This is a genomic window from Arenibacter flavimaris, from assembly GCF_030291335.1.
GTDB lineage: Bacteria > Bacteroidota > Bacteroidia > Flavobacteriales > Flavobacteriaceae > Arenibacter.
The window spans coordinates 1-26,652 of sequence record NZ_JASWIM010000034.1 but is presented as its reverse complement, the minus strand read 5'-3'; the positions used below and the strand labels follow the sequence as shown (position 1 = coordinate 26,652).

General features: G+C 41.9%; 16 protein-coding genes and 1 pseudogene. 2 read left to right on the top strand and 15 right to left on the bottom strand.

The features are described 5' to 3' along the window. Positions 1 to 3 precede the first annotated feature (3 nt). The 9 genes from QSE00_RS20335 to QSE00_RS20295 form a co-directional block, all read right to left on the bottom strand. Positions 4 to 1,182: a M20 metallopeptidase family protein gene (locus tag QSE00_RS20335; RefSeq protein WP_286107280.1), complete on the bottom strand. Its 1,179-nt coding sequence runs from the start codon at positions 1,180 to 1,182 to the stop codon at positions 4 to 6. Between the two features lie 208 nt (positions 1,183 to 1,390). Beyond that, positions 1,391 to 1,768, bottom strand: a complete 378-nt coding sequence (locus tag QSE00_RS20330; RefSeq protein WP_286107279.1) for an endonuclease domain-containing protein — start codon at positions 1,766 to 1,768, stop codon at positions 1,391 to 1,393. Between the two features lie 174 nt (positions 1,769 to 1,942). Continuing rightward, positions 1,943 to 2,857 carry an FAD:protein FMN transferase gene (locus QSE00_RS20325; RefSeq protein ID WP_286107278.1) on the bottom strand — a complete coding sequence of 305 codons (915 nt, stop codon included), beginning with the start codon at positions 2,855 to 2,857 and terminating at the stop codon, positions 1,943 to 1,945. 125 nt (positions 2,858 to 2,982) lie between these two features. Further along, entirely contained in the window at positions 2,983 to 4,419 is a 1,437-nt protein-coding gene (locus QSE00_RS20320; protein WP_286107277.1) for a c-type cytochrome domain-containing protein, read from the bottom strand. Between the two features lie 3 nt (positions 4,420 to 4,422). After that, positions 4,423 to 5,883, bottom strand: a complete 1,461-nt coding sequence (locus tag QSE00_RS20315) for a DUF1501 domain-containing protein (protein ID WP_286107276.1) — start codon at positions 5,881 to 5,883, stop codon at positions 4,423 to 4,425. Between the two features lie 5 nt (positions 5,884 to 5,888). Beyond that, the gene (locus QSE00_RS20310) at positions 5,889 to 8,231 is read right to left on the bottom strand and encodes a PSD1 and planctomycete cytochrome C domain-containing protein (RefSeq protein WP_286107274.1); all 2,343 of its coding nucleotides are present in this window, start codon (positions 8,229 to 8,231) and stop codon (positions 5,889 to 5,891) included. A gap of 220 nt (positions 8,232 to 8,451) precedes the next feature. Beyond that, positions 8,452 to 9,846 carry a c-type cytochrome domain-containing protein gene (locus QSE00_RS20305; RefSeq protein WP_286107273.1) on the bottom strand — a complete coding sequence of 465 codons (1,395 nt, stop codon included), beginning with the start codon at positions 9,844 to 9,846 and terminating at the stop codon, positions 8,452 to 8,454. Between the two features lie 51 nt (positions 9,847 to 9,897). Then, positions 9,898 to 11,409, bottom strand: coding sequence for a DUF1501 domain-containing protein (locus QSE00_RS20300; protein ID WP_110354816.1), 1,512 nt, complete (start codon positions 11,407 to 11,409; stop codon positions 9,898 to 9,900). 34 nt (positions 11,410 to 11,443) lie between these two features. Further along, a complete protein-coding gene (locus QSE00_RS20295) occupies positions 11,444 to 14,665 on the bottom strand; it encodes a DUF1553 domain-containing protein (RefSeq protein WP_286107272.1) in 3,222 nt (1,073 codons plus the stop codon). 194 nt (positions 14,666 to 14,859) lie between these two features. Between QSE00_RS20295 and QSE00_RS20290 the strand changes: the two genes are divergently transcribed. Beyond that, on the top strand, positions 14,860 to 15,729 hold the full coding sequence (locus QSE00_RS20290) for a helix-turn-helix domain-containing protein (RefSeq protein WP_286107271.1): 870 nt from the start codon (positions 14,860 to 14,862) through the stop codon (positions 15,727 to 15,729). Between the two features lie 67 nt (positions 15,730 to 15,796). Here the strand turns inward: QSE00_RS20290 and QSE00_RS20285 are convergent, their stop codons facing one another. Together QSE00_RS20285 and QSE00_RS20280 are read right to left on the bottom strand one after the other, a co-directional pair. Then, the gene (locus QSE00_RS20285) at positions 15,797 to 16,345 is read right to left on the bottom strand and encodes a YceI family protein (RefSeq protein WP_286107270.1); all 549 of its coding nucleotides are present in this window, start codon (positions 16,343 to 16,345) and stop codon (positions 15,797 to 15,799) included. 47 nt (positions 16,346 to 16,392) lie between these two features. Next, on the bottom strand, positions 16,393 to 17,424 hold the full coding sequence (locus QSE00_RS20280) for a formylglycine-generating enzyme family protein (protein ID WP_110354681.1): 1,032 nt from the start codon (positions 17,422 to 17,424) through the stop codon (positions 16,393 to 16,395). A 163-nt stretch (positions 17,425 to 17,587) separates the two neighbouring features. Here QSE00_RS20280 and QSE00_RS20275 point away from each other — a divergent pair, with 163 nt between their 5' ends. Then, the gene (locus QSE00_RS20275; protein WP_286107269.1) at positions 17,588 to 20,302 is read left to right on the top strand and encodes a M16 family metallopeptidase; all 2,715 of its coding nucleotides are present in this window, start codon (positions 17,588 to 17,590) and stop codon (positions 20,300 to 20,302) included. 249 nt (positions 20,303 to 20,551) lie between these two features. On the opposite strand, the gene QSE00_RS20270 is transcribed toward QSE00_RS20275, so the two are convergent. The 4 genes and pseudogenes from QSE00_RS20270 to QSE00_RS20255 all read right to left on the bottom strand — a co-directional run. Beyond that, positions 20,552 to 20,734, bottom strand: a complete 183-nt coding sequence (locus QSE00_RS20270; RefSeq protein ID WP_286107268.1) for a CPXCG motif-containing cysteine-rich protein — start codon at positions 20,732 to 20,734, stop codon at positions 20,552 to 20,554. A 76-nt stretch (positions 20,735 to 20,810) separates the two neighbouring features. Continuing rightward, positions 20,811 to 22,175, bottom strand: a complete 1,365-nt coding sequence (locus QSE00_RS20265) for a TolC family protein (protein WP_110354678.1) — start codon at positions 22,173 to 22,175, stop codon at positions 20,811 to 20,813. A gap of 4 nt (positions 22,176 to 22,179) precedes the next feature. Next, entirely contained in the window at positions 22,180 to 25,476 is a 3,297-nt protein-coding gene (locus QSE00_RS20260; RefSeq protein ID WP_286107267.1) for an efflux RND transporter permease subunit, read from the bottom strand. Continuing rightward, positions 25,473 to 26,534 (bottom strand): annotated as a pseudogene (locus QSE00_RS20255) (efflux RND transporter periplasmic adaptor subunit); the annotation flags it as partial. The gene QSE00_RS20260 and the pseudogene QSE00_RS20255, both read right to left, overlap by 4 nt. Positions 26,535 to 26,652 lie beyond the last annotated feature (118 nt).

Sequence of the window (26,652 nt, the reverse complement as noted above, 5' to 3'; positions counted from 1 at the left end):
CCACTAGGCCATAGCTTCCAAAGCCAACCATGCCATTAATCCGCCTCCTATTTCCAAAGCCGATTCGTCTATATTAAAGGTAGGTGTATGCAATCCGGAAGTAATGCCCTCTTGTGTATTCCCTACTCCCAATAAATAAAAGCAGGCTTGGTTCTTTTGGGTATAATAAGCAAAATCCTCTGCAGCCATCCATAGATCCAAATCTACCACATTATCTTCTCCTAGGAACGATATTGCACCTTGTTTCATGGAATTGGTCAGGGCTACATCATTTTTTAAATGTGGATAACCCTTAGGAATATCCACTATGCATTCTGCGCCCATCCCCTCTGCTATGGATTTTACCATCTTAGTCAGTTTTTCTATAGCCTCTGATCTCCATTCCTCATCGTAGGTTCTGAAAGTACCTTCAATGGTTACCTTGTCCGGTATTACATTATTGGCTCCATCCCCAATAATACGGCCAAATGATAATACACTGGGGGTTTTGGGCGATGCCATTCTACTTACCACTTGTTGGGCCGCTACAATTATATGGGAAGCTATTAAAATGGGGTCTATGCATTCTTCCGGAACCGCAGCGTGCCCTCCCTTGCCAATCACAGAAATATAAATCTCATTCATACTGGCCATAAAAAGTCCTGGTCTGAAACCTACCTTACCAACAGGAAGATTTGGCATTACATGCTGTCCTAGATGGGGAATGGGGCCTAAGGAGGTATAGGCAGCCTCTTTCATGACCAAGGTGGCACCCCCTGGCATTATTTCCTCTCCCGGCTGAAATAACAATTTTACGGTTCCAGAAAATTCATTCCTAAGTTCAAAAAGTATTTTAGCGGTCAGCAACAAGGAAGTCATATGCACATCATGTCCACAGGCATGCATTACCCCAATGTTTTGAGAAGCGTAATCCACCGTATTTTCTTCATGTATGGGCAGAGCATCCATATCTGCCCTTAAAAGGATGGTTTTACCATTATCGGAACCATGAATAGTAGCCAATAAACCTGTTTCTGCAACAGATTGAATATGTTCTATTCCTATTCCCTTAAGTTGCTGCTGTATGTATTTACAAGTATCGTACTCATTAAAAGACAGTTCCGGGTGCTGGTGCAGATACCTCCTTACACTTACAAACGCTGGGCTATAGATATGTGCCAGTTCTTTTATTTTATCTTTCATATTCATACAAATTGTATTAAACCTAAATGTTCCTATCAAAATCTTTGCACCTTCCCTTGTCAAGGGAAGGTGGCTTTTGGACCTTTTTCAGGGACAAAAGTCGGAAGGGATCCAACACAGAACTCCAAATGACCCTCCCAATTACCCCTTCCGTCCCAATCCACTCCTCAGTGGATCAGTCCACCTTCCCCTGCTAGGGGAAGGAACCCTATTTATGTTTATTTCTCTTAAAATTATCCCTTATTTCTTGCAAAACGCTGGGCAAATTTTCAAAAACCATTTTATTTTCAAAACGGACAACCGTGTATCCTTCCCCATTCAAAAATGCAGTCCTCTTATCATCCATTTCTATTGATATTGTATTGTTGTGTACTTCTCCGTCCAATTCAATAATCAAATTCTCTTTTGCACAATAAAAATCAGTAATATAATTTCCTATACCGTGCTGTCTTCTAAATTTTCTGCCATCCAGTTTTTTGCCCTTCAATTCATTCCAAAGAAATGCTTCGGCAGAAGTCAAGCTTTTTCGAAGTTTTATTCTACTTATTTTGGTTTCAGGTCTATTATGTATTTTTTTAGGCTTCATATCCCCTCCAAATATAATATTCCTTTTGCTCCTTCCCTTGACAAGGGAAGGTGGCTTTTGGACCTTTTTCAGGGACAAAAGTCGGAAGGGATCCAACACAGAACTCCAAATGATCCCCCCAATTACCCCTACCCCTTCTTGGGGAAGCAGCCTTTTATTGGTTACACTCCTATTTCAATCCCCAATTATATAATTTAGAAACCCAGAACTGTTCCACTGTTTGTATGCTCCAGGTATATCCTCCACCATAAATACCTCTAGGCAAGGTGCTTTTTGGACAACTTCCATGCCTTCTTCTATACCCAAAACACTTAAAGCCGAGGCATAGGCGTCAGCCATACTTCCATTTGGGGCAATAGTCGTTACCTGTATATTATTGTTTAGTGCCTTACCATTTCTTGGGTCAATAATATGGGAAAATCGCTTTCCATCAATTAAAACATACTGATACAAATCCCCGGAAGTGGCCACCGCCTGATTTTTCAACTTTAATTTTTGGAAAACCTCCTCCCCATTATTGTCAAAATAATTAAATCCCAAAATCCAAAACTCCTTATTGGGTGGGGCATCGCTGACGGTGATATCACCACCCATATCCACCAAGGCAGCCGTTATACCACGCCTTTTCAACAACTCTATTGCCTCATCGGCTGCAAACCCCTTGCCTATCCCTCCGACATCCAATTGCATACCTCCTTTCCTTAATCTTATAATATTCCCATCCAAGAATTCCAAATTGTTATAGCCTATCCTTTTCAAGGCAGACTGTATCTCTTCAATTAACGGAAGTTGACTATTTTTCCGAGCCTTACGCCAAAGTTCAATTAATGGTCCCAAGGTAATATCAAAGGCACCCTTAGTATTTGCGGAAAAGTCCCCTGAAATCTGCAATAGCCGAAACAGATCATTACTTACAGCCACATTTTTATTTGGACTTCTGCTAAGTCTGTTAATCTCACTCTGAGGTAGGTAGTTGCTTAAAGTGCCATTCAGTTCGTCTATTCTATTGAACACTAATTGTGCAATGGAATCTGCCCTTACCTCATCGCTATCCTTATCGTAAAATATCAAACCAATTTGGGTCCCCATTTGCTGATGGGTAAATTGAAACCGTGTTTGGGCTATTAGCAAAGAACACTTGAGAAATAGACAAATATAAATTAGGAAGCAGAAAGCTCTAATCATGTTAGGGAATTGTAAATTCGTCCACAAAATTACTGTATACTATCCACAATACTGTCCTTCTGGATAAATTCTGTTTTTAGTTCCGGGTCAATTCCGTAGTCCAGTTGCAAATTGGGCAATGCCTCCTTAAGCTGCGCAAATCCATCCCCGGAAATTTGGGTCTCCCACACATAAAGACTTTTTAACCCCTTCAAATCCTTTAGAACGGCGACACTTTTATCGGTAATACCAGTTTCATAAGCCTTTAGCACTCTCAATTGGGCAAGGCCCGACAATTTAATAAATTCCGCATCGGTGATGGGGGTACGGTCCACTTCCAACCATTCCAGATTTTTGCACATGGCCACCAGTTCCATTTCCTTTTCACCAATAGGGATACCGCTTAGATCCAATTCAATGATATTGTTCGAAATACGTTTTAAATCCGTAATATTCTTAGAATTGTAATCTGGTGGTAAAAACACGGAAATACTCAACGCCTGTGAATTACTGCTGATCCTTTTTATGGTAATGTAATCCGAAGCCAAATTTTGCAAGGTGCTATCCATTACTTTAGGAAGTTTTGCCCATGAATTTGTGGTTCCACTATCCATCATTTTTTTGACCAACCCCACCAGAGGTTCACTGTTGTCCAAATCGCTTAACTTTAAGGTGTCCGAGGCACCCAAGGCTATCCAACGTTCCAATATCTGTATTTCATTATCGGATAACGGTTTTTTGCCTTCAGGAGGCATATGCTCCTCATCCTCCACAGGCAAATGTAGACGCCTGATCAATTCACTGTTCACAGGGTCACCTATGACCAAAGCCGGCCCACTTTCACCGCCTTTTATTAATTCGTCAATACTGGTCATTAAAAGCTCCCCTTTTGTCTTGTTGGGATTATGACAACCTATACAACTGTTGTCCAAGACCCTGTGCACTATATGTTCATAAATCAGCGGGTTTTCGGGAATTTTTTCCAATTTCTTGCTTTTTGGCCAAGCGAGAAAATCCTCCCCATGGGTAATCATTCCCCCGTAATGGCCAGTGAGTCCCACTAGTAGAATCAATACTACTTGTATTCCCTTGACCAAATAGGTTTGTTGCAAATGATTGTTGCTCAGCCAATACCATACCACCGCCAAGAAAGCCACTCCTGCCCCCATCCATTGGTGCCAAAAAATAAGATCGCCCTTGGGAGCGGACTCCGTTCCCAAAAAGAATCCGGTAATGGCAGTAACCAATGCGGAAAGGGTTGCAATCGTAAGCAGAACATTGGGGACTATTCTATTGAAAAGCCCAAGTGCAGCCGCCATTAACAACAATACTATAGGGAAATGCAGAATCAGAGGATGCCAGCGCCCCATCCAGGCCACAAGACCGGGAATATCTATAAAAGATTCAAAAATTAAACAGAAAATAAGAAATATGGTAAGACCGAAAATAACATAATCGACCCAAGGAGAATTATTTTTTTGAGCCATATACTATGTTAAAATATCATTTACAACATTACCGGCAACATCCGTGAGCCTAAACCTGCGTCCCTGGTATTTATAGATCAATTGTTCATGATCCAAGCCTAAATTATTCATGATAGTGGCATGAAAATCGTTGATATGCACTGGATTTTTCACAATATTATACCCAAATTCATCGGTTTCCCCATAGGTAATACCCGGTTTTATTCCACCACCTGCCATCCATATACTAAAAGCTCTGGGGTGATGGTCCCTACCGTAATTTTTTGGGTCGAAATTACCTTGACAATAATTGGTCCTTCCAAACTCACCTCCCCAAATGACCAAGGTATCCTCTAACATGCCGCGTTGTTTTAGGTCTAAAATAAGTGCTGCGGATGCCTGATCCACATCCTTGGCCTGTCCTGCCATTTCATTGGGCAGATTACCGTGCTGATCCCAACCTTGGTGGTACAACTGTATAAAACGCACTCCGTTCTCAGCTAGCCTTCGGGCCTGAAGGCAATTGGCCGCATAAGTACCGGGTACCTGGGATTCCTCACCGTATAATTTTATAATGGATTCCGGTTCTTTTTTAATATCCATAACATCGGGTACCGACATTTGCATCCTATAGGCCATTTCATACTGGGCAATTCTAGATTCTATCTCATCGTCCCCAGTTTCAACATGATGAATTTTATTGAGTGAAGAGACGTGATCCAATAAATGACGCTTATCGGAACGGGAAAGTCCCTCAGGATCGTTCAAATAAAGAACCGGATCCTTACCGGAACGCAACAATACCCCCTGATGTTTGGAATCCAGGAACCCACTGGACCATAATTTGGAGTATAGGCCCTGGCTATTGCCCTTACCCCTGGAGGTAAGCACCACAAAAGAAGGCAAGTTTTGATTTTCACTGCCCAAACCATAGCTCATCCAAGAACCCATACTAGGTCTTCCGGATTGCTGGCTCCCAGTCTGAAAAAAGGTAATGGCCGGATCGTGGTTGATTGCCTCGGTATGCATACTTTTAACAATACATATCTCGTCCGCAATTTTCGCAATATGAGGAAAAAATTCGCTTACCCATGCACCACTTTTACCATGTTGGGAAAATTTGGCGGCCGAAGGCATTAATGGGAATTTATCCTGGCCAGCGGTCATACCGGTAAGTCGCTGTCCCTTACGTATAGATTCCGGTAAATCCTCTCCCATACGTTTGACCAGGGTTGGCTTATAATCAAACGACTCCAATTGGGATGGGGCCCCGGATTGAAACAAATAGATTACCCGTTTAGCCTTTGGGGCAAAATGGGGAATACCAAGAGGCTGGCTGGCCACAGGCCCCTTACCTCCTTTGAACAGGTCTGGAATCAATAAAGACCCTAGGGCCAAAGAACCGATTCCCACACTTAATTGGGAAAAAAAGTGCCTACGGTTTACCTTAAGTGGATTTTCAGATTTTGATTTGTCTTCTTCCATAATAGTTATTCTTTGGTAATTGTTTCATCTAGATTGTAGATTACCTGGGCCGTCAACATCAGCGCAGCTGTCTTTGCAGGATCCGTATCCAACCTCTTATATTCTCCCTGGGCAACCAATTTCTCGGCATTTTCCTTGCTGTTCAGGAAATTCTCCAGGGCATCCGTATAATATTCCTCCAAAACCTTCTTTTCTTCTTCCTTGGGATGCCTTACCAATATGCGTTGAAAGACCGTGGTAACCCATTGTTGCGGATCTTGAATTTCCGCGATGATATTTTCCGAAAGTACCCGTGCAGCTTCCAACATCTGAACATCGTTTTGAAGTGCCAATGCCTGTAAGGGCGTATTGGTCTTTTGGCGCCTGACTTCACAGATATCCCTGTTGGGCGCATCAAAAATGGACATACTGGGTGGTGGCAAGGTCCTTTTCCACAACGTATACAAAGAACGTCTGTACAGTTTATCGCCTTCATCGGCCACATAGGTGGTAAGCACCCCCCTATTGCCACCGGCATTGGTCTCCTCCCAAAGCCCTGGGGGCTGGTAAGGTTTTACACTGGGGCCACCGATCTCTCTATTCAGCAAACCGCTGGTGGCCAGAACGTAGTCCCGAATGATCTCCCCGCTCATCCTAAATCTGGGAGCCCTGGAAAGCCACTTGTTATCGGGGTCCGCCTTTTTGGACTCCTCGGTAGCTATGCTACTTTGCTGATAGGTAGCGGATAGCATTATTTTTTTCAACAGATATTTGATGTCCCAGCCGTGTTCCATAAAATCCCTGGCCAACCAGTCCAACAATTGTGGATGGGTGGGAAGACTGCCCTGAACCCCGAAATCCTCCGAAGTTTCCACAAGTCCTTTCCCGAACAACATCCCCCAGATCCTGTTTACAAAGACCCTAGAGGTCAATGGATTGTTTTCATCGGTCACCCATTGGGCCAGCCCCAATCTGTTTTTTGGAAGATCTTCGGAAAAGGGAAGGATTATTTCAGGGGCATTGGGACTCACCTCCTCTCCCGGACTATCATATTCCCCACGATTGAAAATGTAGGTTGTTCTGGGCATGGAATCGTTCATCACCATCACCTTCACGGCTTCCCCTTCGGCCTTATTGACGAAGGACAGAACTCCGCTGGTCTCCTCATCGGTAATGGTCATAAAGGGAGCATCGGCAAAATATTTCTGATTGGCCGCCTGTACGGCATCCATACGTAACCCTTTTTCATCCACATTGTTGAAAAAGGAATAGATTTCAAAATAATCCTTCTGGGACAATTGATCGTATTTATGGTCATGGCATTTGGCACATTCCAAAGTAAGGCCCAAAATGCCTTTCCCCAAAGTATTGGTACGGTCCACCACATAATACGATTGGTATTCCTCCTGTATTACACCGCCTTCCTGGGTTATGGGGTGGTTCCTATTGAACCCGGTGGCAAGGATCTGCTCCTTGGTGGCATTGGGCATAAGGTCGCCCGCCAGTTGCACGCTCAAAAACTCATCGTAAGGCATATTGTTGTTAAAGGCATGGATCACCCAATCGCGCCAAGGCCACATACTCCTATAACTATCGTCCTGGTAGCCATGGGAATCCGCATATCTGGCAACATCGAGCCATACCTGCGTCATCCGCTCCCCATAGCTGGGGGAGTCCAAAAATTCATCTATGGCCCGCTCCAGAACATCCGCAGAGGTATTGTTGAGAAATCGATCCACCTGATCGGCATTGGGGGGAAGGCCCGTAAGGTCCAGGCTCATTCTCCTGACCAGTGTATGTTCCTCCGCTTTTGCCGAAGGGACCAGATTGTTCTCCTCCAATTTCTCCGAAATAAAGGCATCTATTTCGTTTTGGATCCAATCCGTCAATTCAGTTTTTGGCAGTTCAGCTTTTTTAGGAGGTATAAAGGCCCAGTGCTTGGCAAACTTGGCACCCTGCTCTATCCATTTTCGCAATAGCTTCTTTTCATAGGAATTCAATGCCAATTGTGAATCCGGTGGGGGCATAAGCTTTTTGGGGTCATCGGAGACCACGTGTTGGTACAATAGACTATTACCCGGTTTACCCGATACTATGGTATATTTTCCCGGATTCTCCGGCAATTCCGAAAATGCAGCCTCTTCCAGGTCCAGGCGTAGACCGGCCTTCCGCTTATTGGCGTCCGGGCCATGGCACGTATAGCAATTATCAGAAAGTATAGGCTTTATGTGGAAATTATAATCGACCACCTCCGGTAATTTCTGGTTAACATACCCATCTTGGGAAGATGTGAAAAACCCCGATTTAAATGCGAACAGCAAACCTAACAGGCCCAACAAAATTATTACTATACCTATTTTCTGTTTCATTAGGGAACTAAATTTTTATTTATTTGATTACTAGGAGGAAAGAACTGTATTACACCTTACACACCTACGATGGGATACTGCTCCTCAATATACATATATGATATTATTTATACTAAAAATAGAAACATATTTTAATTAAAAGACCTAGACTAAGCTCATTTAACTTTAACCTGGACCAAATACCTATAATATCCCCTAGGCTTCCGGACTATCAATACTTTTACATTCCCATTATTATGTCGGGACGATTTTGTTTTTCTGCAAATCTTGCCACCTCATCTTCAGTTATTGCCGTTCCCCAGACATACACACGCTTCAAACCCTTCATTTTTAAAAAGTTATCCAAACTGGATGCCGTAATTTTGGTTTGATATAGATTAAGTCCAGTTATACTTTGGATTCCGATAATTTCAGCAATACCCTTGTCTGTGATCGGATTTTTTTCCAGCTCCACTTTTTGAAGGTTTACAAATTGACCGATGGTCTTTAAATGTCTATCCTGCACATCGTTGTCCTTGAGGGAAAGCCAAATAATATTGTCCTTCATCGGAAGTAACATTTCCAGCTTCCCATCCAAGTCATCGCTATTCGAGGAATTAATAAAATTTGGGGGCAATACAACTTCATACAAACCCGATTCAAATATTAATTCCCGAACCTTAAATCCGGCACTCACAATATTTCCAATTACTTCCTCTTTCACTAGGCCCACCTTGGGCAAGGGGATTCCACTTTTGCCGGTCACATCTTCCAAACCTAACATAGTGGAAGCAATACTTGTTATTTCCTCAGGGGTTTCCAAATCGGCCAGCTTTACCCTGAAATCGGCATTGGCATTATCTATCCAAAAGGTCAATATTGATTTCTCTTCCCCAGTAAGAGGGGTCTTTCCTTCCGGAGGCATAAAATCCTCATCGTGTGGATCCAACATAATGCGTCTTATCATCTCGGATTTGGCAACATTACCTGCAATAAAAGCCTCCCCGTTTTTACCTCCCTTTTTTATGGCAATGGTATCCTGAAATGAGAGTCCTCCCTTTTTCTTACTGGAATTATGGCAACTGGTACACTTTGATTCAAGGATAGGATTTACCAAATAGTCATATACGGCAGCCTCCTCTAATTGGGCAATAGGTGGTAGAACAACCTTTTCCGATCTCCCGAAAGGTGCGTATTTTATCAAATAATCGCTTCCATGGGTTAAATTCCCTCCATAGTGACCCGTAACGCTCACCAAAACCACCACTAAGGTAAGGGCAACCATGTTGGGTTTTAGACCGTTTAATTGTGCTATCCTAAGCTTGCCGGAACGTATGCCCCAAGCAAAAAAAGTAATCAAGGTTGTCGCTAGCCCAAACCAAAAATGGGTATCCAACGTGCTTTCGTCATAGTCTCCGCTCAATGAAAGCATATATCCCAGTACACTGGCCACCAAGGCGCTTATACCACCACCCAACAAAGCCAAATCAATGGCCATGTACAGTTGGGGATTCTTATTCCAGCGCCCGTATAATTCCAGAACAATCGCAAAGAATAAAAAACCTATGGGCAAATGCACCACAAGTGGGTGAAATCTACCTAAAAACAATACAAAATCGGGCACACTACTATCCATTCCTAACTTTTAATACCACTTATAACTTATAACCTAAATAATCCCCATGCTTTAAGTAAGAATATCTTTCACCACATCTCCATGCACATCGGTTAGTCTAAACCGCCTACCCTGATGTTTATATGTCAACCTCTCGTGATCTATCCCAAAAAGATGTAATAAAGTAGCTTGAAAATCGTGGGTGTGTACTGGATCCTTAATAATATTATATCCAAAATCGTCTGTTTCACCGTAAGTAAATCCTGGTTTCACCCCTGCCCCTGCCATGAACATGGTAAAAGCTTTCGGGTGATGGTCCCTACCGTAGTTGGTATTGGTCAACTGGCCTTGCGAATAGACCGTGCGTCCAAACTCTCCACCCCACACCACCAAGGTGTCCTCCAACATGCCCCTTTGTTTCAAATCTTTTATCAAGGCCGCAGTTCCCTGATCGGTGTTCTTGCTTTGATATTTTACACCCCCAGGACAATTGCCATGTTGATCCCAGCCCTGATGGTACAATTGTACAAATTTCACATCCTTCTCCAAAAGTTTACGGGCCATTAAACAATTTGCCGCATATGTTCCCGGGTTTCTACTATCTGGCCCATACAGGTCAAAAATATAGTCTGGTTCATCAGAAGTATCCGTAACTTCTGGAACGGAAGTCTGCATTCTATAGGCCATTTCGTACTGTGCTATTCGCGCATTAATTTCTGGATCCCCGTAGGCATCATAAGCTATCCCATTCAATTTTTTTAAATAATCCAACATCTGTCTACGATCATCACCGTCATAATTTTCGGGATCCCCCAAATAAAGCACCGGGTCTTTTCCGGAACGGAACTGCACCCCTTGATGCTCCGTTGGCAAAAAGCCATTGCCCCATAAACGGGAATACAAGGGTTGCCCTGAACCGTTTTTTGAGACTAAGGAAATAAAGGTTGGTAAATTATTATTGTCGGATCCCAGTCCGTAACTGATCCAAGATCCTATGGAGGGTCTTCCCGGCTGTTGACTCCCAGTTTGAAAAAAGGTTATGGCCGGATCATGGTTAATAGCATCGGTATGCATTCCTTTTATAAAACATAGATCATCCACCACCTCTGATAAATAGGGCATAGCATCACTGACCCAAGCCCTGGATTCCCCATACTGCTTAAAATTTAAGGTGGACGCAGCAATGGGAAAAGCCGTTTGATCCGCACTCATCCCCGTAAGACGCTGACCCGCCCTAATTGAATCCGGTAAATCCTGACCGAACATATCCTTAAGCTTTGGTTTATAATCGAACAGATCCAATTGTGAGGGCCCACCGCTTTGAAACAGATACACAATACGTTTGGCCTTGGGCAAATGATGTGGCAGTCCCAATTTATTTCTAGTGAAAGAACCTATGGAATTACTTGGATTTGCGACGGGGTTAACAGCACTCCAAACCTTTTCTGTATTCAATAAAGAACTAAGCGCAATAGCCCCGATCCCCAGGGAAGTCTTTTTAAAGAACTCCCTCCTATCCAATTGTCTTTCAATGCTCTGAAGATCCCGATTGTTAGACCTTAGTTTATTATGATGATCGCACATATCCTCCCGATTAATTATACTATTCTTTAACTTATTATCTTTTGGTAATACAGGCATCCCCATTCATAATGGTATTGGCCACCACCGCATTGGCAGCTACCATTGCCTTATCGTCCCCGTCCCCCAATTTAAATTCCCCTGTATTTAGCCATCCCTTTGTTCTTTCCAGGTTGGTCGCGAATTTTTTGCATTCCTTCTCTTGGAGCTCAACCAATAATTGCAGTTCATTGTCTTTTATTTTACGCCCAGTAAGCTGTCTAAAGACCTTGGAAACACCCAATTTTAAATTTTCCGCATCGCTAATGTGCTTGCCCAAAACCCTGGATGCCTCAATATAAGTGGGATCATTTAGCAACACCAAAGCTTGTAGGGGCGTATTGGTTTCCTGTCTCCTAATGGTGCATACATCACGTGCGGGAGCATCGAAAGTAGCCAAGGTAGGATGTGGCACGGAACGCTTCCAAATGGTATACATACTTCTTCGGTACAATTTATCCCCGGTATCCTGCCTATAGGTAGCGTTGTTTACCCGCCATAACCCTTCTGGTTGGTATGGACTTACACTTTCCCCTCCAATGCTTTTGTTCAACAATCCCGAACTGGCCAAAGCATTATCGCGCAGCATCTCCCCGGAGAGCCTCTTAGAAGGTCCTCTTGCCAAAAGTCTATTGTCCATATCCATTTCCATCAATTCCCCACTTACCATAGAAGATTGCCGATAGGTATGAGACATCACTATCAACTTCTGAATAGCCTTCACATCCCATCCTGAATCCCTAAACTCCAATGCCAGCCAATCCAGTAATTCGGGGTGACTCGGCATTTCACCCTGATTCCCAAAATCCTCCGAAGTCTTCACCAAGCCATTGCCAAAGTAGTGTTGCCAAAACCTGTTGACCGCCACTCTGGCCGTAAGTGGATGGTCCTCATGAAATAACCACTGCGCAAATCCCAATCGGTTTTTTGGGTATCCTTCCTGCATAGGCAGAATGGCTTCAGGGGTATTGGGAACCACTTCTTCCCCCCTGGCGTTATACACTCCTCGATCCAGTATATAGGACGGTACCGGTTCAGGGGTCTCCTCCATGACCATTACCTCCTTTACTTTTTCAACACTATCCACATAATTCTTGCGCAGTTCGTCCAATTTTCGGCCTTGCAATTGGGTTGCCACAGAGACCACTTTTAAATAGTGTTCCTGTAATAATTTTTTATCCCTGGACCCAATACTACCTGCCTCCTTTTTAATCAGTTCATTTAATTGGGGACTACCTGCCAATTGCATTACCTCAAGGGAAGACAGGTCCCTTTTATAAACCTTTATTTCATCGACCACGGCACCCTTTATCCCTTTCCCCCTTAATCGGGCTCCCAATTGCAACCCTGGTTCATTATTATTTCTAAAAAGAATGTCCTTATATAAATTATCGGTTTTCACCAGGGTCTCCATTTCCTTGCCATTAACAAATAGCTTGTATCCGTCTGCCTTACTAGACCCGTCGTAGGTAATGGCAAAATGAACCCATTGGTCCCTTGGAAATGGTTCTGCGGCAATTTCCACAATGGCATTGTTCGGGGCAGTATGGGCCATCATCAGTTCCAACTTATTGTCCACAATCTTAAGATGATATCCACGCCAATTGTACAAAATAGCGCCATCGCCTTTGTGAAAAATATTTCCGTTCTCAATATTTGAGGGTATATTGGCCCATAGACTTATACTAAAGGCATCATTTCTTCCAAAAACACCCGTTTTTCTTAAATCCAACCACGTATCTCCATCAAAAAGAACCCCTTTACCTTGTTTTCCGCTCGAAAGATTTATTTTTTGCCCTTCGGTGCCCTCCCGTTTCATAGTTCCCTTTTGATATGGATCGATAACATTGCGCAAACTTTGATCATTGAGATCAAAATAGGCCGTCAATCCTCTCGAAGCGACTTTGGCCCCAATGGATTTATATTGTTTCTCGGATAACCATTTATCAAAATTTACAGCAACCTCCCGCTGTTCCACTTTCTTTATTTCCACCTCCGTCTCCTGAATAAGCTGCTTCATATAGGAAAGTACCTTTTCCTCCTCTTCGGTGGTCAACATTAAGGTGGGTACCGGGGTGGCATCATTCCATGAAATTTGCCCCGACTCGTTCACATTATTAAAAAAACTGGTAAGTTCATAAAAATTCTTATGGGATATGGGATCGTATTTATGATCGTGACATCTGGCACAGGCCACGGTAAGCCCCATAAAAGCCTGTCCAACTGTACTGGCCCTATCCACCGCATATTCCACCAAAAACTCTTCATTTACAATACCACCCTCCATGTTTTGTGGATGAACACGGTTAAAAGCTGTGGCCAATATTGATTCCCGAGTGGGATTTTCAATTAGATCCCCTGCCAGTTGCCATGTTAAAAACTGCTCATAGGACATGTTTTTATTAAAGGCATCTATCACCCAATCCCGCCAAGGCGACATGTCCCGATAACGGTCTACACTGTATCCGTGTGTATCCGCAAAACGGGCCAAATCCATCCAATCCAAGGCCATTTGTTCACCGTAATGGGGAGAGTCCAACAATTTATCAACCTCTTTTTCATATGCTTCGGAAGAAGGGTCCTCCAAAAAGGAATCCATATCCTGCAAAGTTGGTGGCAAGCCTGTTAAATCCAGATACAATCTCCTCAACAATAATTCATTATCGGCCTTAGGGGAGAACTGCAATTTATCCTGTTCCAAGCGGGCCAACACAAAATTATCAATAGCATTTTCTACCATGTCCCTGCCCTTAACTTCCGGTACAGGGTATTTTTTTGGTTTAATAAAGGCCCAGTGATCTTTATATTCGGCACCTTGTTCAATCCATTTTATTAAAACGGCCTTTTCATGGTCGGACAAGCTCAGGTGGGAATCAGGTTCCGGCATTACATAGTTGGGGTCGTCCGATAAAATTCTGTGAAACACCTCACTTTTTCTTAAACTCCCTGGTGTTAAGGCAAACTTTCCCGGGGATTCCTTTAGCTCCCTATAAGCTGCTTCAGGGGTATGCAACTGAAGGTCGGCCTTTATTTTTGCTTTGTCCGGGCCATGACATATAAAGCATTTATCAGAAAGAATAGGCTTTACGTGCAGATTAAAATCTATATCCTTTGGTAATCTATCATATTCCAGTGATACCAATTCGGGCAATTCGGGGCCGCCACAGGATATAACCGATAAAACCCAAACATAAACTAAAATATTCCTAATAATTGCCATATACCATCATACTATTAGCACTTTTTCAAAGATAAAATTTAAGGATTCATTTTTCACATCCAAATCAGTTCAAGTCTTGCACATTTCCGACATTGTTATTTCAACAATATATAATTTATCCTACATTTTGTACTAAATTAGGTGTTTAAATATCCATTTAAAACCATTACTCCAAATCCGACAAAATATTAATCATGTCCAAAATACTTCAATCTCTAAAGTTGTCATTATTAAACGTAGGCTATGCCAAACTGGACCCTCTATGGGACTATGATGATGTTATTAGCCCATTTATCAGACTCTATTATATTACCAAAGGAGAAGCCATGATATATCACAGTAATGAAGCCATTGAATTGAAGCCTGGCCACATATATCTAATACCGAGTTATACTTTTGGCAGGTATAAATGCGATGTATATCATGAACAATATTACATATGCTGTTTGGAAGAATTAAAAAGTGGATATTCCATTTTCAATTTTGGTAGTTTTGATTACGACTTGGAGGCAAACCCCATGGACCTATATTACTTTAAGCGATTGTTGGAAATAAATCCTAATAGGCAATTGGAAAATTACAACCCAAAAGTATATGATAACAGACCTACCCTAATGGACTTTGAAAAGAAGAATGAAGAATTAAGTCCTTCGGAATTCATGGAAACCCATGCCATTTTAGAGATCTTGCTATCCAGATTCATAAAGGATACCAACTCCTTGTCCGTAAAGAACAATGTAAAAAAGGAATTTGGTATGGTTCTTAACTATATCCATGAGAATCTCCACGAAAGTTTAACAGTGAGCCAGTTGGCCGAGTTTTGTCATTTAAACACCGATTATTTCTCTAGGATCTTCAATGAAAATTTTGGGATGCGGCCCAATAAATACATTCAATCCAAGCGAATTGAAAGGGCGCAATTGTTGTTGCTTTCCACCAACAATTCCCTGAAGCAAATTGCGGAAAAGGTCGGATTGGAGAACCTGTCCTATTTTACGAGAATATTTAAAAGCCATACTGGAAAGACCCCTGGAAGTTTTCGGGAAGAACAGTCAAAGAAATAACGCCCCAACAATTATTGATATTTAAACCAAACCCCTTAACTATCCGAACGGGCAATTTAACGTTGCCCTAGCCCTTGGCAAATACCAGATCAAAATCGATAGTGACATTATCCCCCACTATAATCTGGCCAAACATTGCCGTAGGAGGTTCCATATTAAAATCCTGTAACTTTATCTCCTTACTTCCCTTAAAAATATAATTCACACCTTCTTCCTTTAATTCGGAAGCAATTGTGACAGCTTTTTCAACACCAGCTATATTGAGCACCCCATGAATCTCATAAGCATTTTCCGATTCGGAATTTTTCTTGATTTCTTGAAATTTAAAGGATACTTCAGGATGCTCCTCCATCTTTAAGGCGGCATGCATCTTTTTATCCATGGCCGCCCCACGTTCACTTTTTATTTCGGATACCCCAACTTGCAACGACAAATTCTTTACAGTACCATCCTTCATTTTCATGGACCCCTGCAGTGAATTGGCCGTCACAGTCCAGTCATGAATGGTAGACGAACCATTGATTTTGAGGACACTTTCTTTTGACAACGTATATGATTCTTGGGCATATCCGGTAAAAACCAGCAATGACAATAATATGAACAGTATATTTTTCATCTTTTTAATTTAATGATTGGTTTACAATAGGGGTTCCCTTGGTAGTTCTACTCGTCCAACACAGTTTGCCAAAATTGTTTTTGTTCCTCTTTTGAGGGTTGAACTTTTGGACTCACCAATCTAAATCCAATAAAATTGGAATCGGTGTTCCACCAAAAACTTTTTGGAATCTGTGGATCCCTCTTTTGCAATTTTAAGCTGGATGCCATCCTAGCGGACGACCTAAGTGCCTTTGCATCATCGTCCCAAGACCCACCTTTGTATACCCTGGGATGGATTACGGTAGGTTTTACCCAAGGGTTCTTGGATTCGGTAATGGCCAAAGCATTTTCCTTGTATTCATCCAAGGTCCATTCCGAGACATTTCCGTGCATATCATACAAACCCCAAGGGTTGGGCAGTTTGCTTCCCATCTTGGCGTACTGGTTATTGGAGTTTTTATAATACACGGCATATTCATCAATTTTGGAAATATCATCCCCAAAGGAATAGGCCGTATTGGTTCCGGCCTTGGCTGCATATTCCCATTCGGCTTCCGTTGGCAATCTATAGAATCTTCCCGTAACGGTACTTAACCACTTGCAGAACACCAATGCCGAATAGGCTGACATACTTATTGCAGGATACCCAACCTTTCCCATACCATAGGAAGGATCCTCATATGGAGGACTGGGCCGTGTAATGGCATCTATGCCATTTAGCCTATCTGCTTCCAAACTCTCGAACAAATTCTTGTTCTGCTTGAAGAACAACTCAAAAACCTCCCAGCCCAGTTCATATTTTCCCATGTAAAAGGCATCCAGTTCAACAGTTTTCATAGGACCTTCATCTGCCTTTCTGTTCACTTGGTTCTCCGGACTTCCCATTTTGAATGTCCCCTCAGGAATCAATACCATGTCAAAAGAAATATCGGTAGCCGGAATTTTCTCCGTAATCACTTCTGAAACCTGAATTTTATTATCCGAGGAGGCCGTAACCGCCTGTCCCGATTTACAGGACTGCAAGGAAATCAGTAATAAACTCAATGCGAGAAAATTGAAAAGTGGTAGATTGGATAATCTAGGAGCTATACTTAGCATTTTAAATATTTAGTTTAGGTTGAAGGGCTAAAAATATTACATTTTTTCTAAAGAGCCATCCCTATCTTGCAATATACATCCAAAACTCAAAATTTCTAAGGTTACAACTCATAAAACACCTTTTAATTTTTGTATTATTGAATATCAAAAAAACTACACTACCATGAAAATAAAAAGCATATCACTCATACTACTATTCCTGACATACAGTAGTCTTTCCTTTGGGCAATTACAAAAGGTAGCCTCCGTAGAGGGAATAACGGAATACAAAATGGATAACGGGCTTAAAGTATTGTTATTTCCCGATAATTCCTCTCAGACCATTACCGTTAATATTACCTATCTGGTAGGCTCCAGACATGAAGGTTATGGGGAAAAAGGCATGGCCCACCTTTTGGAGCACATGGTTTTTAAAGGCACTCCCAACCATCCTGATATCCCCAAAGAATTAAGCTCACATGGAGCCCGTCCCAATGGAACCACCTGGTACGACAGGACCAACTACTTTGAAACCTTTAATGCCACTGATGAAAATCTGGATTGGTCCTTGGACCTAGAGGCAGATCGTATGGTGAATTCATATATTGCCAAAAAAGATTTGGAATCGGAATTCAGTGTGGTACGGAATGAATTTGAAAGTGGTGAAAACGACCCTTCAAGGGTTCTAATGCAGAACGTCATCAATGCCGGTTATATATGGCACAACTATGGCAACAGCACTATTGGGAATAGATCGGACATAGAACGTGTCCCTATAGAAAACCTACAGGCATTTTATAAAAAATTCTACCGCCCGGACAATGCAGTTTTAATGGTTACCGGAAAATTTGACGAAGCCAAAACACTTGACTTGATCCAAAAAAAGTTTGGTAAAATTGTGAAGCCCTCTACCCCACTAAGGGAATCCTATACCGAAGAGCCGGCACAGGATGGGGAAAAAACGGTTCAACTAAACCGTGTTGGCGATCTACAAATAGTTTCCGCCATGTACCATACCCCAGCAGGTTCACATGAGGATTATGCTGCCGTTTCCATCATAGAAAACATCCTTACCGATGAGCCTTCCGGAAGGCTCTACAAAGCTTTGATCGAGGCCAAGAAAGCCTCTTCGCTTTGGTCTTTTTCCCCATTCACCAAAGAACCCGGATTTTTGTATATCAACGTAGATGTGCCTTCGGACAAAAATGCGGACGAAGTGGAAAAAGTACTAAAGGAAACATTGGATGCGGTAAAAACCACACCTATCACCCAGGAGGAATTGGATCGTGCCAAAGCCAATCTTTTAAAACGAACCGATCAAATCTTTAGGAATTCTTCGTATTTGGGAACTTATATGAGCGAATTTATCGGTGGAGGCGATTGGCGTTTAGCATTTATACAACGGGATAGAATTGAAAACGCCAGTCTTGAAGCAGTAAATGAAGTGGCCAAAAAATACCTAATTACCACCAATAGAACCATAGGCAGATTCAATCCTACCAAAAAACCTGAAAGAGTAGAGATTGAGCACACCCAAAATCTCGACGCCCTTGTATCGGACTACAAAGGTAAAGAAGATATGGGTACGGGTGAGGCCTTTGATGTTTCCTATGATGCCATTCAATCCAGATTGGACCAGGGCCAACTTTCCAACGGAATTGCATATGGTATTATTAAAAAGAATAATCGGGGCAAAACCGTTAGGCTTAGTTTCAGTATAAGAAATGGTAACGAGGAATCCCTTAAAAACAAAGGGGTTGTACCTTCATTTACCGCAAGTATGCTGAACAAAGGTACCCGCTCCAAATCCAGACAACAGATAGAGGATGAACTGAGCAAATTAAAATCTTCGGTGTCCTTCAGGGCCAGTAACGGGAATGTCTATGCCAATGTAGTTTCTACAGAAGATAACCTTATGGCCACATTGGCCTTGATGTCGGAAATGCTCAAAACCCCATCCTTCGAAGCTGCAGAATTGGAAAAATTAAAAACCGAGTCTTTGGCCTATTTGGAAAGCAATAAGACGGAACCTCAATTTTTGGCCTCCAAAAGATTATCCCAGATAAACAACACCTTTCCCAAAGGGCATCCCCTATACGCCATGTCGGTTGAAGAAGAGGAAGCGGCTATTAGGGCAATCAACATAGAAGATATTAAAAAGTTCCACAAGGCGTTTTACGGTTTGGGCAAGTCCATTCTGGTTGGTATAGGGGATATGCAACCAGAACAACTAAAAACCTACATGGAAAAAGAGTTTGCCAACTTCAAGAGCAAAAATACTTACGCCAGAATAGAGGATCCATTTACTGATTCCCAAAAAGTAAATGAAGACATACTTACCCCTGACAAAAAAAATGCCATGACCCTTGGAAACCTTAAGGTTAAAATTAGCCAGGACGATGAAGATTATGCTGCCTTAAATATGGCGGTTACCATCCTGGGCGGCGGTTTTCTAAATTCGAGGATAGCGGATAGGCTACGTCAGAAAGACGGTGTTAGCTATGGTGCCGGTGCTGGATTCCAAGCCGATTCCAATGTGGACGACCAAAACTCATCCATGTACCTATACGCCATATACGCCCCGGAGAACTATGAAAAGGTGCAATTAGGGTTTAAAGAGGAATTGGATAGATTCATTAAAGATGGCATTACAGAGGAAGAATTGAAGAATGCCGTAAATGGCTGGGTGCAGGAGGAAAATGTTTCCAGGGCCAAGGATGCGGAACTGGCCAATCTATTAAACAACAACATTTATTACGATCGCACTATGGAATTCCAAAAAAACCTGGAAGAAAAAGTGAAGAATTTAACCATAAGCGATATCAACAATGCCATTCATAAATACATTAAACCCTTCGAGAATTGGACGGTAATAAATGCAGGGGATTATAAGAAATAAAAGGTATTAAACCTCAGGGCCTGTCTGCCGACAAAGGCAGGCCCTGAACCCTAGGGTAGAGGTATTGAACCTGGATCCCGCCGAAAAAGGCGGGATTAGTTCCACTCGCAATTTTAATTGCGTCTTACCGACTTCTCAAAATTGAGTTTCACTAATAAATTTAGACTCTAATACGGGCCTCAAAAAAGACAGTTTAAATTATCGTATTTAGGCTGTCTTTTTTATGGGGACATAAGTGCTCCAAACATATTATTGTCCAATATCCAGAGCCTCAAAAGAAAGTAGCTCCCCTTCACTAAAAACCGGGGTTACGGATATAGGATTACAACAAACCTCACAATCTTCCACATAGGTCTGCCGGGAAACGGATGGATCCAATAACATAGATATCCCTTCCCAACAATAGGGACATTGAAAGAAGTGTTCGTACATGGATCAAACGTTTAATTAGCTCAACTAAGTAGCTGTATAAGTCTGCTTTCTTCCTATTGAACGGAATATAAAAATCTTAAAACTCCACCGACAACAACTGCCCTGTTAATTGCAAGAGTTGTAATTCCGCCAACTTGGCATCGTATTTTGCCAAATTTTTATTGGTCTGTGCATTGAGCAAGTTTATTTGGGCCTGCCTGAACTCTATGGATGTTATACGTCCTAATTGAAATTGTTCCTTGGAGCGTTCAAAATTATTTCGATTGGTCACAACATTCTGTTCCTGGATTTTAAAAATCTGCAATCTGTTTTCATAGATTTCCAAGGCATTCAAAATATCCCTATCCACTTCAAGCATTACTTGCTCCTTGAATATTTCCTGATTCTCATAGGCTATCTTGGCATTTTTCAACCTTACGGTTGTTCCTCCCCCGTCAAATAAATTCCATGTAAGGTTGGCTCCTAAAGCCAAATTTAAACTATTCCTATTGCTTCCTGGTATAATCTGACCAGGGAGAAATGAAGTTGCAGCACTTTGGTTCAAATTCCAACCGTAGCTACCGCTTAATCCCACTGAGGGCAAATAGCCCGATCTGTTCACCTTAATATCATACTCGTTGATGGTCAAGTTGCGTTCTGTCTGAAGTATGGATACATTGTTTTCTTTGAACTGGGCAATGTAGTCCTCCAACTCCAATTTAGGAATAAAACTTACCAAGGTATCCACTACGAATGTTTCATTGAGATTTTGATTGAGTACCACATTCAAATCCCTTTTTGTATTGGCCAAACTCTGTTTCACGTTCATTAAACTAATACTATCATTGGTAACATCCACTTGCGCATTAAGGATGTCCAATTTGGTATTCTGTCCGTATTCAAAAGAATATTCCGCTCTTTTGATCCTGTCTTTGGAAATTTCAAGAGCCTGTCTCAAAACATTCTCATTTTCGGTCAACCTAGCAATCTCATAATACACACTAAATAATTGTAGAATCGTATTTTCTATGGTTTCCCTTGCTTGCAGCTCTGTCAGTTGATACTGCTCTTTTAATCTTTTAAAATTATAGAGCCTGCCCATTCCATCGAACAAGGTATAGTTTAAACTAAGAGCGGCATTATAGGCTTGGGATTCCGCATCATTTATCTCCAAATCAGCCCTTGGGCTACCACTGGATTCAAATTGGCCCGGATACTCGGTATTGCTATTCAGTTCGTTGTAGGTAGCACCAGCTGTACCTGTGAGTCTGGGCAAGTAACCTGAATTGAGGATACTCGAATTATTATCTGCAATTGCCACCTGGTTCTTGGCCACCTTAATACCAAAATTGTTTTCCAGAGCCATTGATATGGCAGCCTCCTTAGACAATAAGCCCTCTTGGGCACTGACAACTCCGTAAAAACCGATTAGCAGGCCTGTAATAATATATTTATACCCCATTTACTTATTTGTCTTCCAATTTGTTAGATATTACGGTTTCATCTTCCATAGCTGTTGATATTACCCGAGAATGACCATTTTGCTCATATTTTTCGAAACTTTGCATATGACTTTCTTCCTTTTGTTCCTTTATGGCCCGTTCTACCTCCTCCTTCGTCACTTTTTCCCCCGTAATCAGCCATTTGGAACCTACCTTAACTTTATTGCTAAAAGCTAGGAACAAAGGCAACATCAATAATGTCAATACGGTTGCATACCCAATGCCATAGGCAATGGATATGGCCATTGGCTTCAAAAATTGTGCTTGTCTACTTTTTTCCAAAAGCAAGGGTGCCAAACCGGCAATGGTCGTTATAGAAGTTAAAAATATAGCTCTAAACCTAGATTTACCAGCTTCATAAATGGCATCATCAAATTTCATCCCTTCCCTAAGATTGCCATTAAATTTTCCAATAAGCACCAAGCCATCGTTTACCATTATTCCTATCAAGGCTATAATTCCCAGCATGGACAAAACATTAATGGGGAAATCATGGATCCAATGTCCCCAGGCAACTGCAGTGATACTAAAGGGCACCAAAACAATCAACATAAGGGGCTGACTAAAACTCCTGAAGGTAAAGGCTATGGTAATATAGATCAAGAGCAAAACGGATAGGCCAACAAATTTTAAAGACCCAAAAAGCTTAGCGGTCTCCCTGTTCTGACCTTCATAGGATGCTGTTACAGTGGGATATCTAGAATGTATATCCGGCATGATAACGGTCCTTATTTCGTTCATAATATCGGTGGCACTAGTGGTCTTATCATCTTTAATATCCGCAGAAACCTGAATTTCGCGCTGACCCTCCAAATGATTAATGGCAACATCCCCCCTAACTATTACGTAACTGGCAATTTCCTTTAACGGAACCTTACTTCCATTGGGAGTACTGATTCTCATATTATCCAAATCATTGATGGATGACCTATCGGAACGGTCGTAACGAACCCATACGCGAATTTCATCCTGCCCACGTTGAAAGCGTTGCGCTTGGGCTCCAAAAAATCCGGCCCGTACCTGATTCATAACACTTCTCAAGTCTAACCCCATCAGATAGGCATTCTCCTTCAGCTCCAATCTTATTTCCTTTATTCCAGCCGGATCATTGTCCGCCACATCCTTCAAAAGGGCATTATTTTGCAAGATTTCCTTAAGCTCTTTTTTCGCCTCTTTCAATTCCCCTATATTATTGCCCAATAGGGAAACCGAGACGGGGCTGCCCCCAAAATTGCCGCCAGAACCATATATCAGACTTTCAACTCCAATAACCGGACCTACCAATTCCTGTAATCTATTGGTAATCAAGTCCGACCTAATCGCGTCCGGTCTTTCTTCCCCTGGCAAGAGATTAATATCCAAAGAGGCGGTGGAGGAGCCAGGCCCCACCTTCCGGATCATGTTTTCAAAAAGCTTTTTACCACTGCCCTTTAAGTACTTTTCCGTTAGCTCTTGGTCCACGATTTTGGCCTTTTCCTCAATTAAGCTAATAATGGAATCGGTTACCCTTTCATGTGTCCCGTTAGGCATTAACAAGTCTACGGAAACTCGGTCACTTGCCACCCGTGGAAAAAATGAAGTTCTTATAATACCACCCCCAATGGAACCAAAGCTTAAAAATAGCAACATTACGAAAATAGAGAACATCAATATTTTGTAGCGAAGGGAAAAACGCAGTACTGGACCATATAATTTATCCCGCATCCATACCATAAGGCTATCGCCCCATTCATTGATAACCCTCAATTTTGCAAATACCTTGGCTATTCCTTCTTTAGGTTTGTTATCCAAAGGCTGAAGGGCTTTGGAATGGGCCAAATGCGCAGGTAAAATTATTAAAGCCTCAACCAAGGACACCACCAAGGTTAAAATTACAATTACCGAGACCTCCCCAAAAAATTCGCCTATCCTACTATCCAAGAACAGGAAAATGGAAAAAGCCAAAATCGTGGTTATGATAGCTGAGATTATTGGAGGCAACACCTCCATAACACCATCTACCGCAGCCTGAATGGGGGGTTTGCCTTTTTCGTAATTCTGATAAATATTTTCGGCTATTACAATACCATCATCCACCAAGATCCCAATAACGATAATCATTCCAAAAAGCGACAAAACATTGATGGTTACATCGAAAAAACCGGCAAAGACGAACATTCCCAAAAAAGCCACCGGTAAGCCGAAGGCCACCCAAAATGCCAACCTCGTATTTAGAAACAGTGAAAGAAAGATTAGCACCAGTATCATCCCCATTATGGCATTCTCTGTCAACAATTGGGTTCGTTGCGTAAGTGTTATGGACTGATCACTTATTACGCTCAACTTTACATTGTTATGCTTTTGATTATACTGCTCTATATAATCCTTTACCTTTTCCGATGAGGTTATTAAATCCTCTGTATTGGTACTGGTAATAGCTATATTCACTGCTAGATTCCCATTAAAGTAGGTAGCATTGGGCGTTTCGGAAAACCGATCCCTAATAACCGCTACATCCTTTAGGCGCACTGTTTGCCCTGACGCATTGGCCCTGACGATCACATTGGACAATTCATTGCCATAATAGGACCTATTGTTGGCCCTAATAAGGAATTCCTCTGCGTTGGTCTTAATATTGCCCCCAGTAACCAGGATATTTGCATTGGATACGGCCTGCGCTACCTCGTCAAATGAAACATTATAGGCCAAAAGACTATTTTCATTTACGGCAATCTCTATTTCTTCTGCAGGATATCCGGTAATATTGATTTGGGAGATACCTTCCATGGCCCTGATATCATTCTCTACCTGCCTGCCAATTTGTTTTAAGGCGGACAAACTAATATCCTCACCACTGATGGCGAAACTAATGGTTTGCCTCACCGTCTCCAGTTTGGAAACCACCAAGGGCTCCATACCCGTTGGAAATGAAGGCACCCTATCTACCGCATTTTTAACCTCAAGGAGCATAAAGTCTATATCCCTGCCCTTTTCAATTTCCACATTTATGACTCCACTATTTTCCCTTGAAGTGGAAGTAACCCTATCTACCCCCTCCAATCCTTTTAAATTATCTTCTATCTTGAGAACAATGCCCTCTTCCACTTCTTGGGGCGAAGCACCTGGATAGGTGACATTTATAGTAATATTTTTAGAATCTGTTAAAGGAAAAAATGAAGATTTTAACGATAATGCCCCAACAATACCGAAAATGAGGAAAGCCAAAATTATTACATTAACGGCTACATGGTACTTAATAAAATAGGCTATAATATTCCTCATAGGTCCTGATCGTTGGTTTCTTGGTCCTTAAATACTTTTACCAACATACCGGAATAGGCACCCATTACAGGTTTGGATAGGATTGTTATTCCGTCTGGCACATCTTTTAAAACTACGCTGTTATCCGAAAAATAAACCGGTTTCACCGGTATCAAATCCAATACGGAGTCCCGTACCACAAATATCTCTTCGGTTTCCAGCAATAAACTCCTATCTATTTCAATGGCATTTGGCTCTTCCTTGGCCTTAAGGTGGGCCTCTAGGTACATCCCTTCCTTAAGGTCCGGGTCCTTCACCTCTATAAAAGCCGTAATGGTCTGTGAAGCCAAATCTACCCGGCCATTTATCCTCGTGACTTTCCCTTGGTAGGTTAGGTTCCTATCAATACTTTTTAACTCCACCACTTCGCCAACACTCAGTAAATCGCTGTAAGTTTTACTAATGGCAACTTCGAGCTCATAATCATTGGTATTGATAAATTCCCCTAATTTTTGACCAGATCTGACCAGGGTACCCTCTGTGACCAATGCCTCGGTCAAAACCCCATTAAAAGGCGCTTCAATAGTATACTTGGCCAATCGCTGCTCCAAATTCTTTACAGTGTAATAATTGGTCAGAATTCCTCGTCCCGAAATAAAATATTTTTCCTTGTCCGAAGTCATTTCAGGAAGAGAAGGAACACTTTTGTCGATGTCAAAATTGGCCAAAAATGTTTGCCATTTATTAAATACCTCTGGATAGTCCAATCGAAGATCGGGCATTATAGAAGTGATTAAATTGTATAAATTACTTTTGGAAGATTGAACGTTGGCATAATATTCGGCAGCGTCAATTCTTATTAGTATTTCGCCTGCCCTATATTCCTGTCCTGGTTTAAATAATTTGTTCCCAGGCTTAAAAACACCTTGGACCTCAGCATAGAGTTCCACCCTTCTTTTAGCCACGAGATTTCCGTTTGCGGGAACAATAATTGGCACATTGCCATTCTTGACAGTTTCTACAATAACCGTTTTTACCACTTTTTCCGGCCGTGGTTTTGGAGTGGACTTGCTATTTAACGTGAGTTCGACTTAAGAAATGGGTGTTTTATATTGCAGGAAAAGCAGAAAATTGGTATATTTAAGTTATTGACATTCAAATATTTAACCAATTATCTGCTTATGATTTCTACCGATA

What these genes read in the sequence shown, in the direction of transcription:
- QSE00_RS20275 (WP_286107269.1), top strand. Translation starts at nt 17,588, where the DNA reads ATGAAAATAAAAAGCATATCACTCATACTACTATTCCTGACATACAGT.
- QSE00_RS20285 (WP_286107270.1), bottom strand. Translation starts at nt 16,345, where the DNA reads ATGAAAAATATACTGTTCATATTATTGTCATTGCTGGTTTTTACCGGA.
- QSE00_RS20260 (WP_286107267.1), bottom strand. Translation starts at nt 25,476, where the DNA reads ATGAGGAATATTATAGCCTATTTTATTAAGTACCATGTAGCCGTTAAT.
- QSE00_RS20305 (WP_286107273.1), bottom strand. Translation starts at nt 9,846, where the DNA reads ATGGATAGTAGTGTGCCCGATTTTGTATTGTTTTTAGGTAGATTTCAC.
- QSE00_RS20320 (WP_286107277.1), bottom strand. Translation starts at nt 4,419, where the DNA reads ATGGCTCAAAAAAATAATTCTCCTTGGGTCGATTATGTTATTTTCGGT.
- QSE00_RS20290 (WP_286107271.1), top strand. Translation starts at nt 14,860, where the DNA reads ATGTCCAAAATACTTCAATCTCTAAAGTTGTCATTATTAAACGTAGGC.
- QSE00_RS20330 (WP_286107279.1), bottom strand. Translation starts at nt 1,768, where the DNA reads ATGAAGCCTAAAAAAATACATAATAGACCTGAAACCAAAATAAGTAGA.
- QSE00_RS20325 (WP_286107278.1), bottom strand. Translation starts at nt 2,857, where the DNA reads ATGGGGACCCAAATTGGTTTGATATTTTACGATAAGGATAGCGATGAG.
- QSE00_RS20310 (WP_286107274.1), bottom strand. Translation starts at nt 8,231, where the DNA reads ATGAAACAGAAAATAGGTATAGTAATAATTTTGTTGGGCCTGTTAGGT.
- QSE00_RS20295 (WP_286107272.1), bottom strand. Translation starts at nt 14,665, where the DNA reads ATGGCAATTATTAGGAATATTTTAGTTTATGTTTGGGTTTTATCGGTT.
- QSE00_RS20300 (WP_110354816.1), bottom strand. Translation starts at nt 11,409, where the DNA reads ATGTGCGATCATCATAATAAACTAAGGTCTAACAATCGGGATCTTCAG.
- QSE00_RS20315 (WP_286107276.1), bottom strand. Translation starts at nt 5,883, where the DNA reads ATGGAAGAAGACAAATCAAAATCTGAAAATCCACTTAAGGTAAACCGT.
- QSE00_RS20265 (WP_110354678.1), bottom strand. Translation starts at nt 22,175, where the DNA reads ATGGGGTATAAATATATTATTACAGGCCTGCTAATCGGTTTTTACGGA.
- QSE00_RS20270 (WP_286107268.1), bottom strand. Translation starts at nt 20,734, where the DNA reads ATGTACGAACACTTCTTTCAATGTCCCTATTGTTGGGAAGGGATATCT.
- QSE00_RS20335 (WP_286107280.1), bottom strand. Translation starts at nt 1,182, where the DNA reads ATGAAAGATAAAATAAAAGAACTGGCACATATCTATAGCCCAGCGTTT.
- QSE00_RS20280 (WP_110354681.1), bottom strand. Translation starts at nt 17,424, where the DNA reads ATGCTAAGTATAGCTCCTAGATTATCCAATCTACCACTTTTCAATTTT.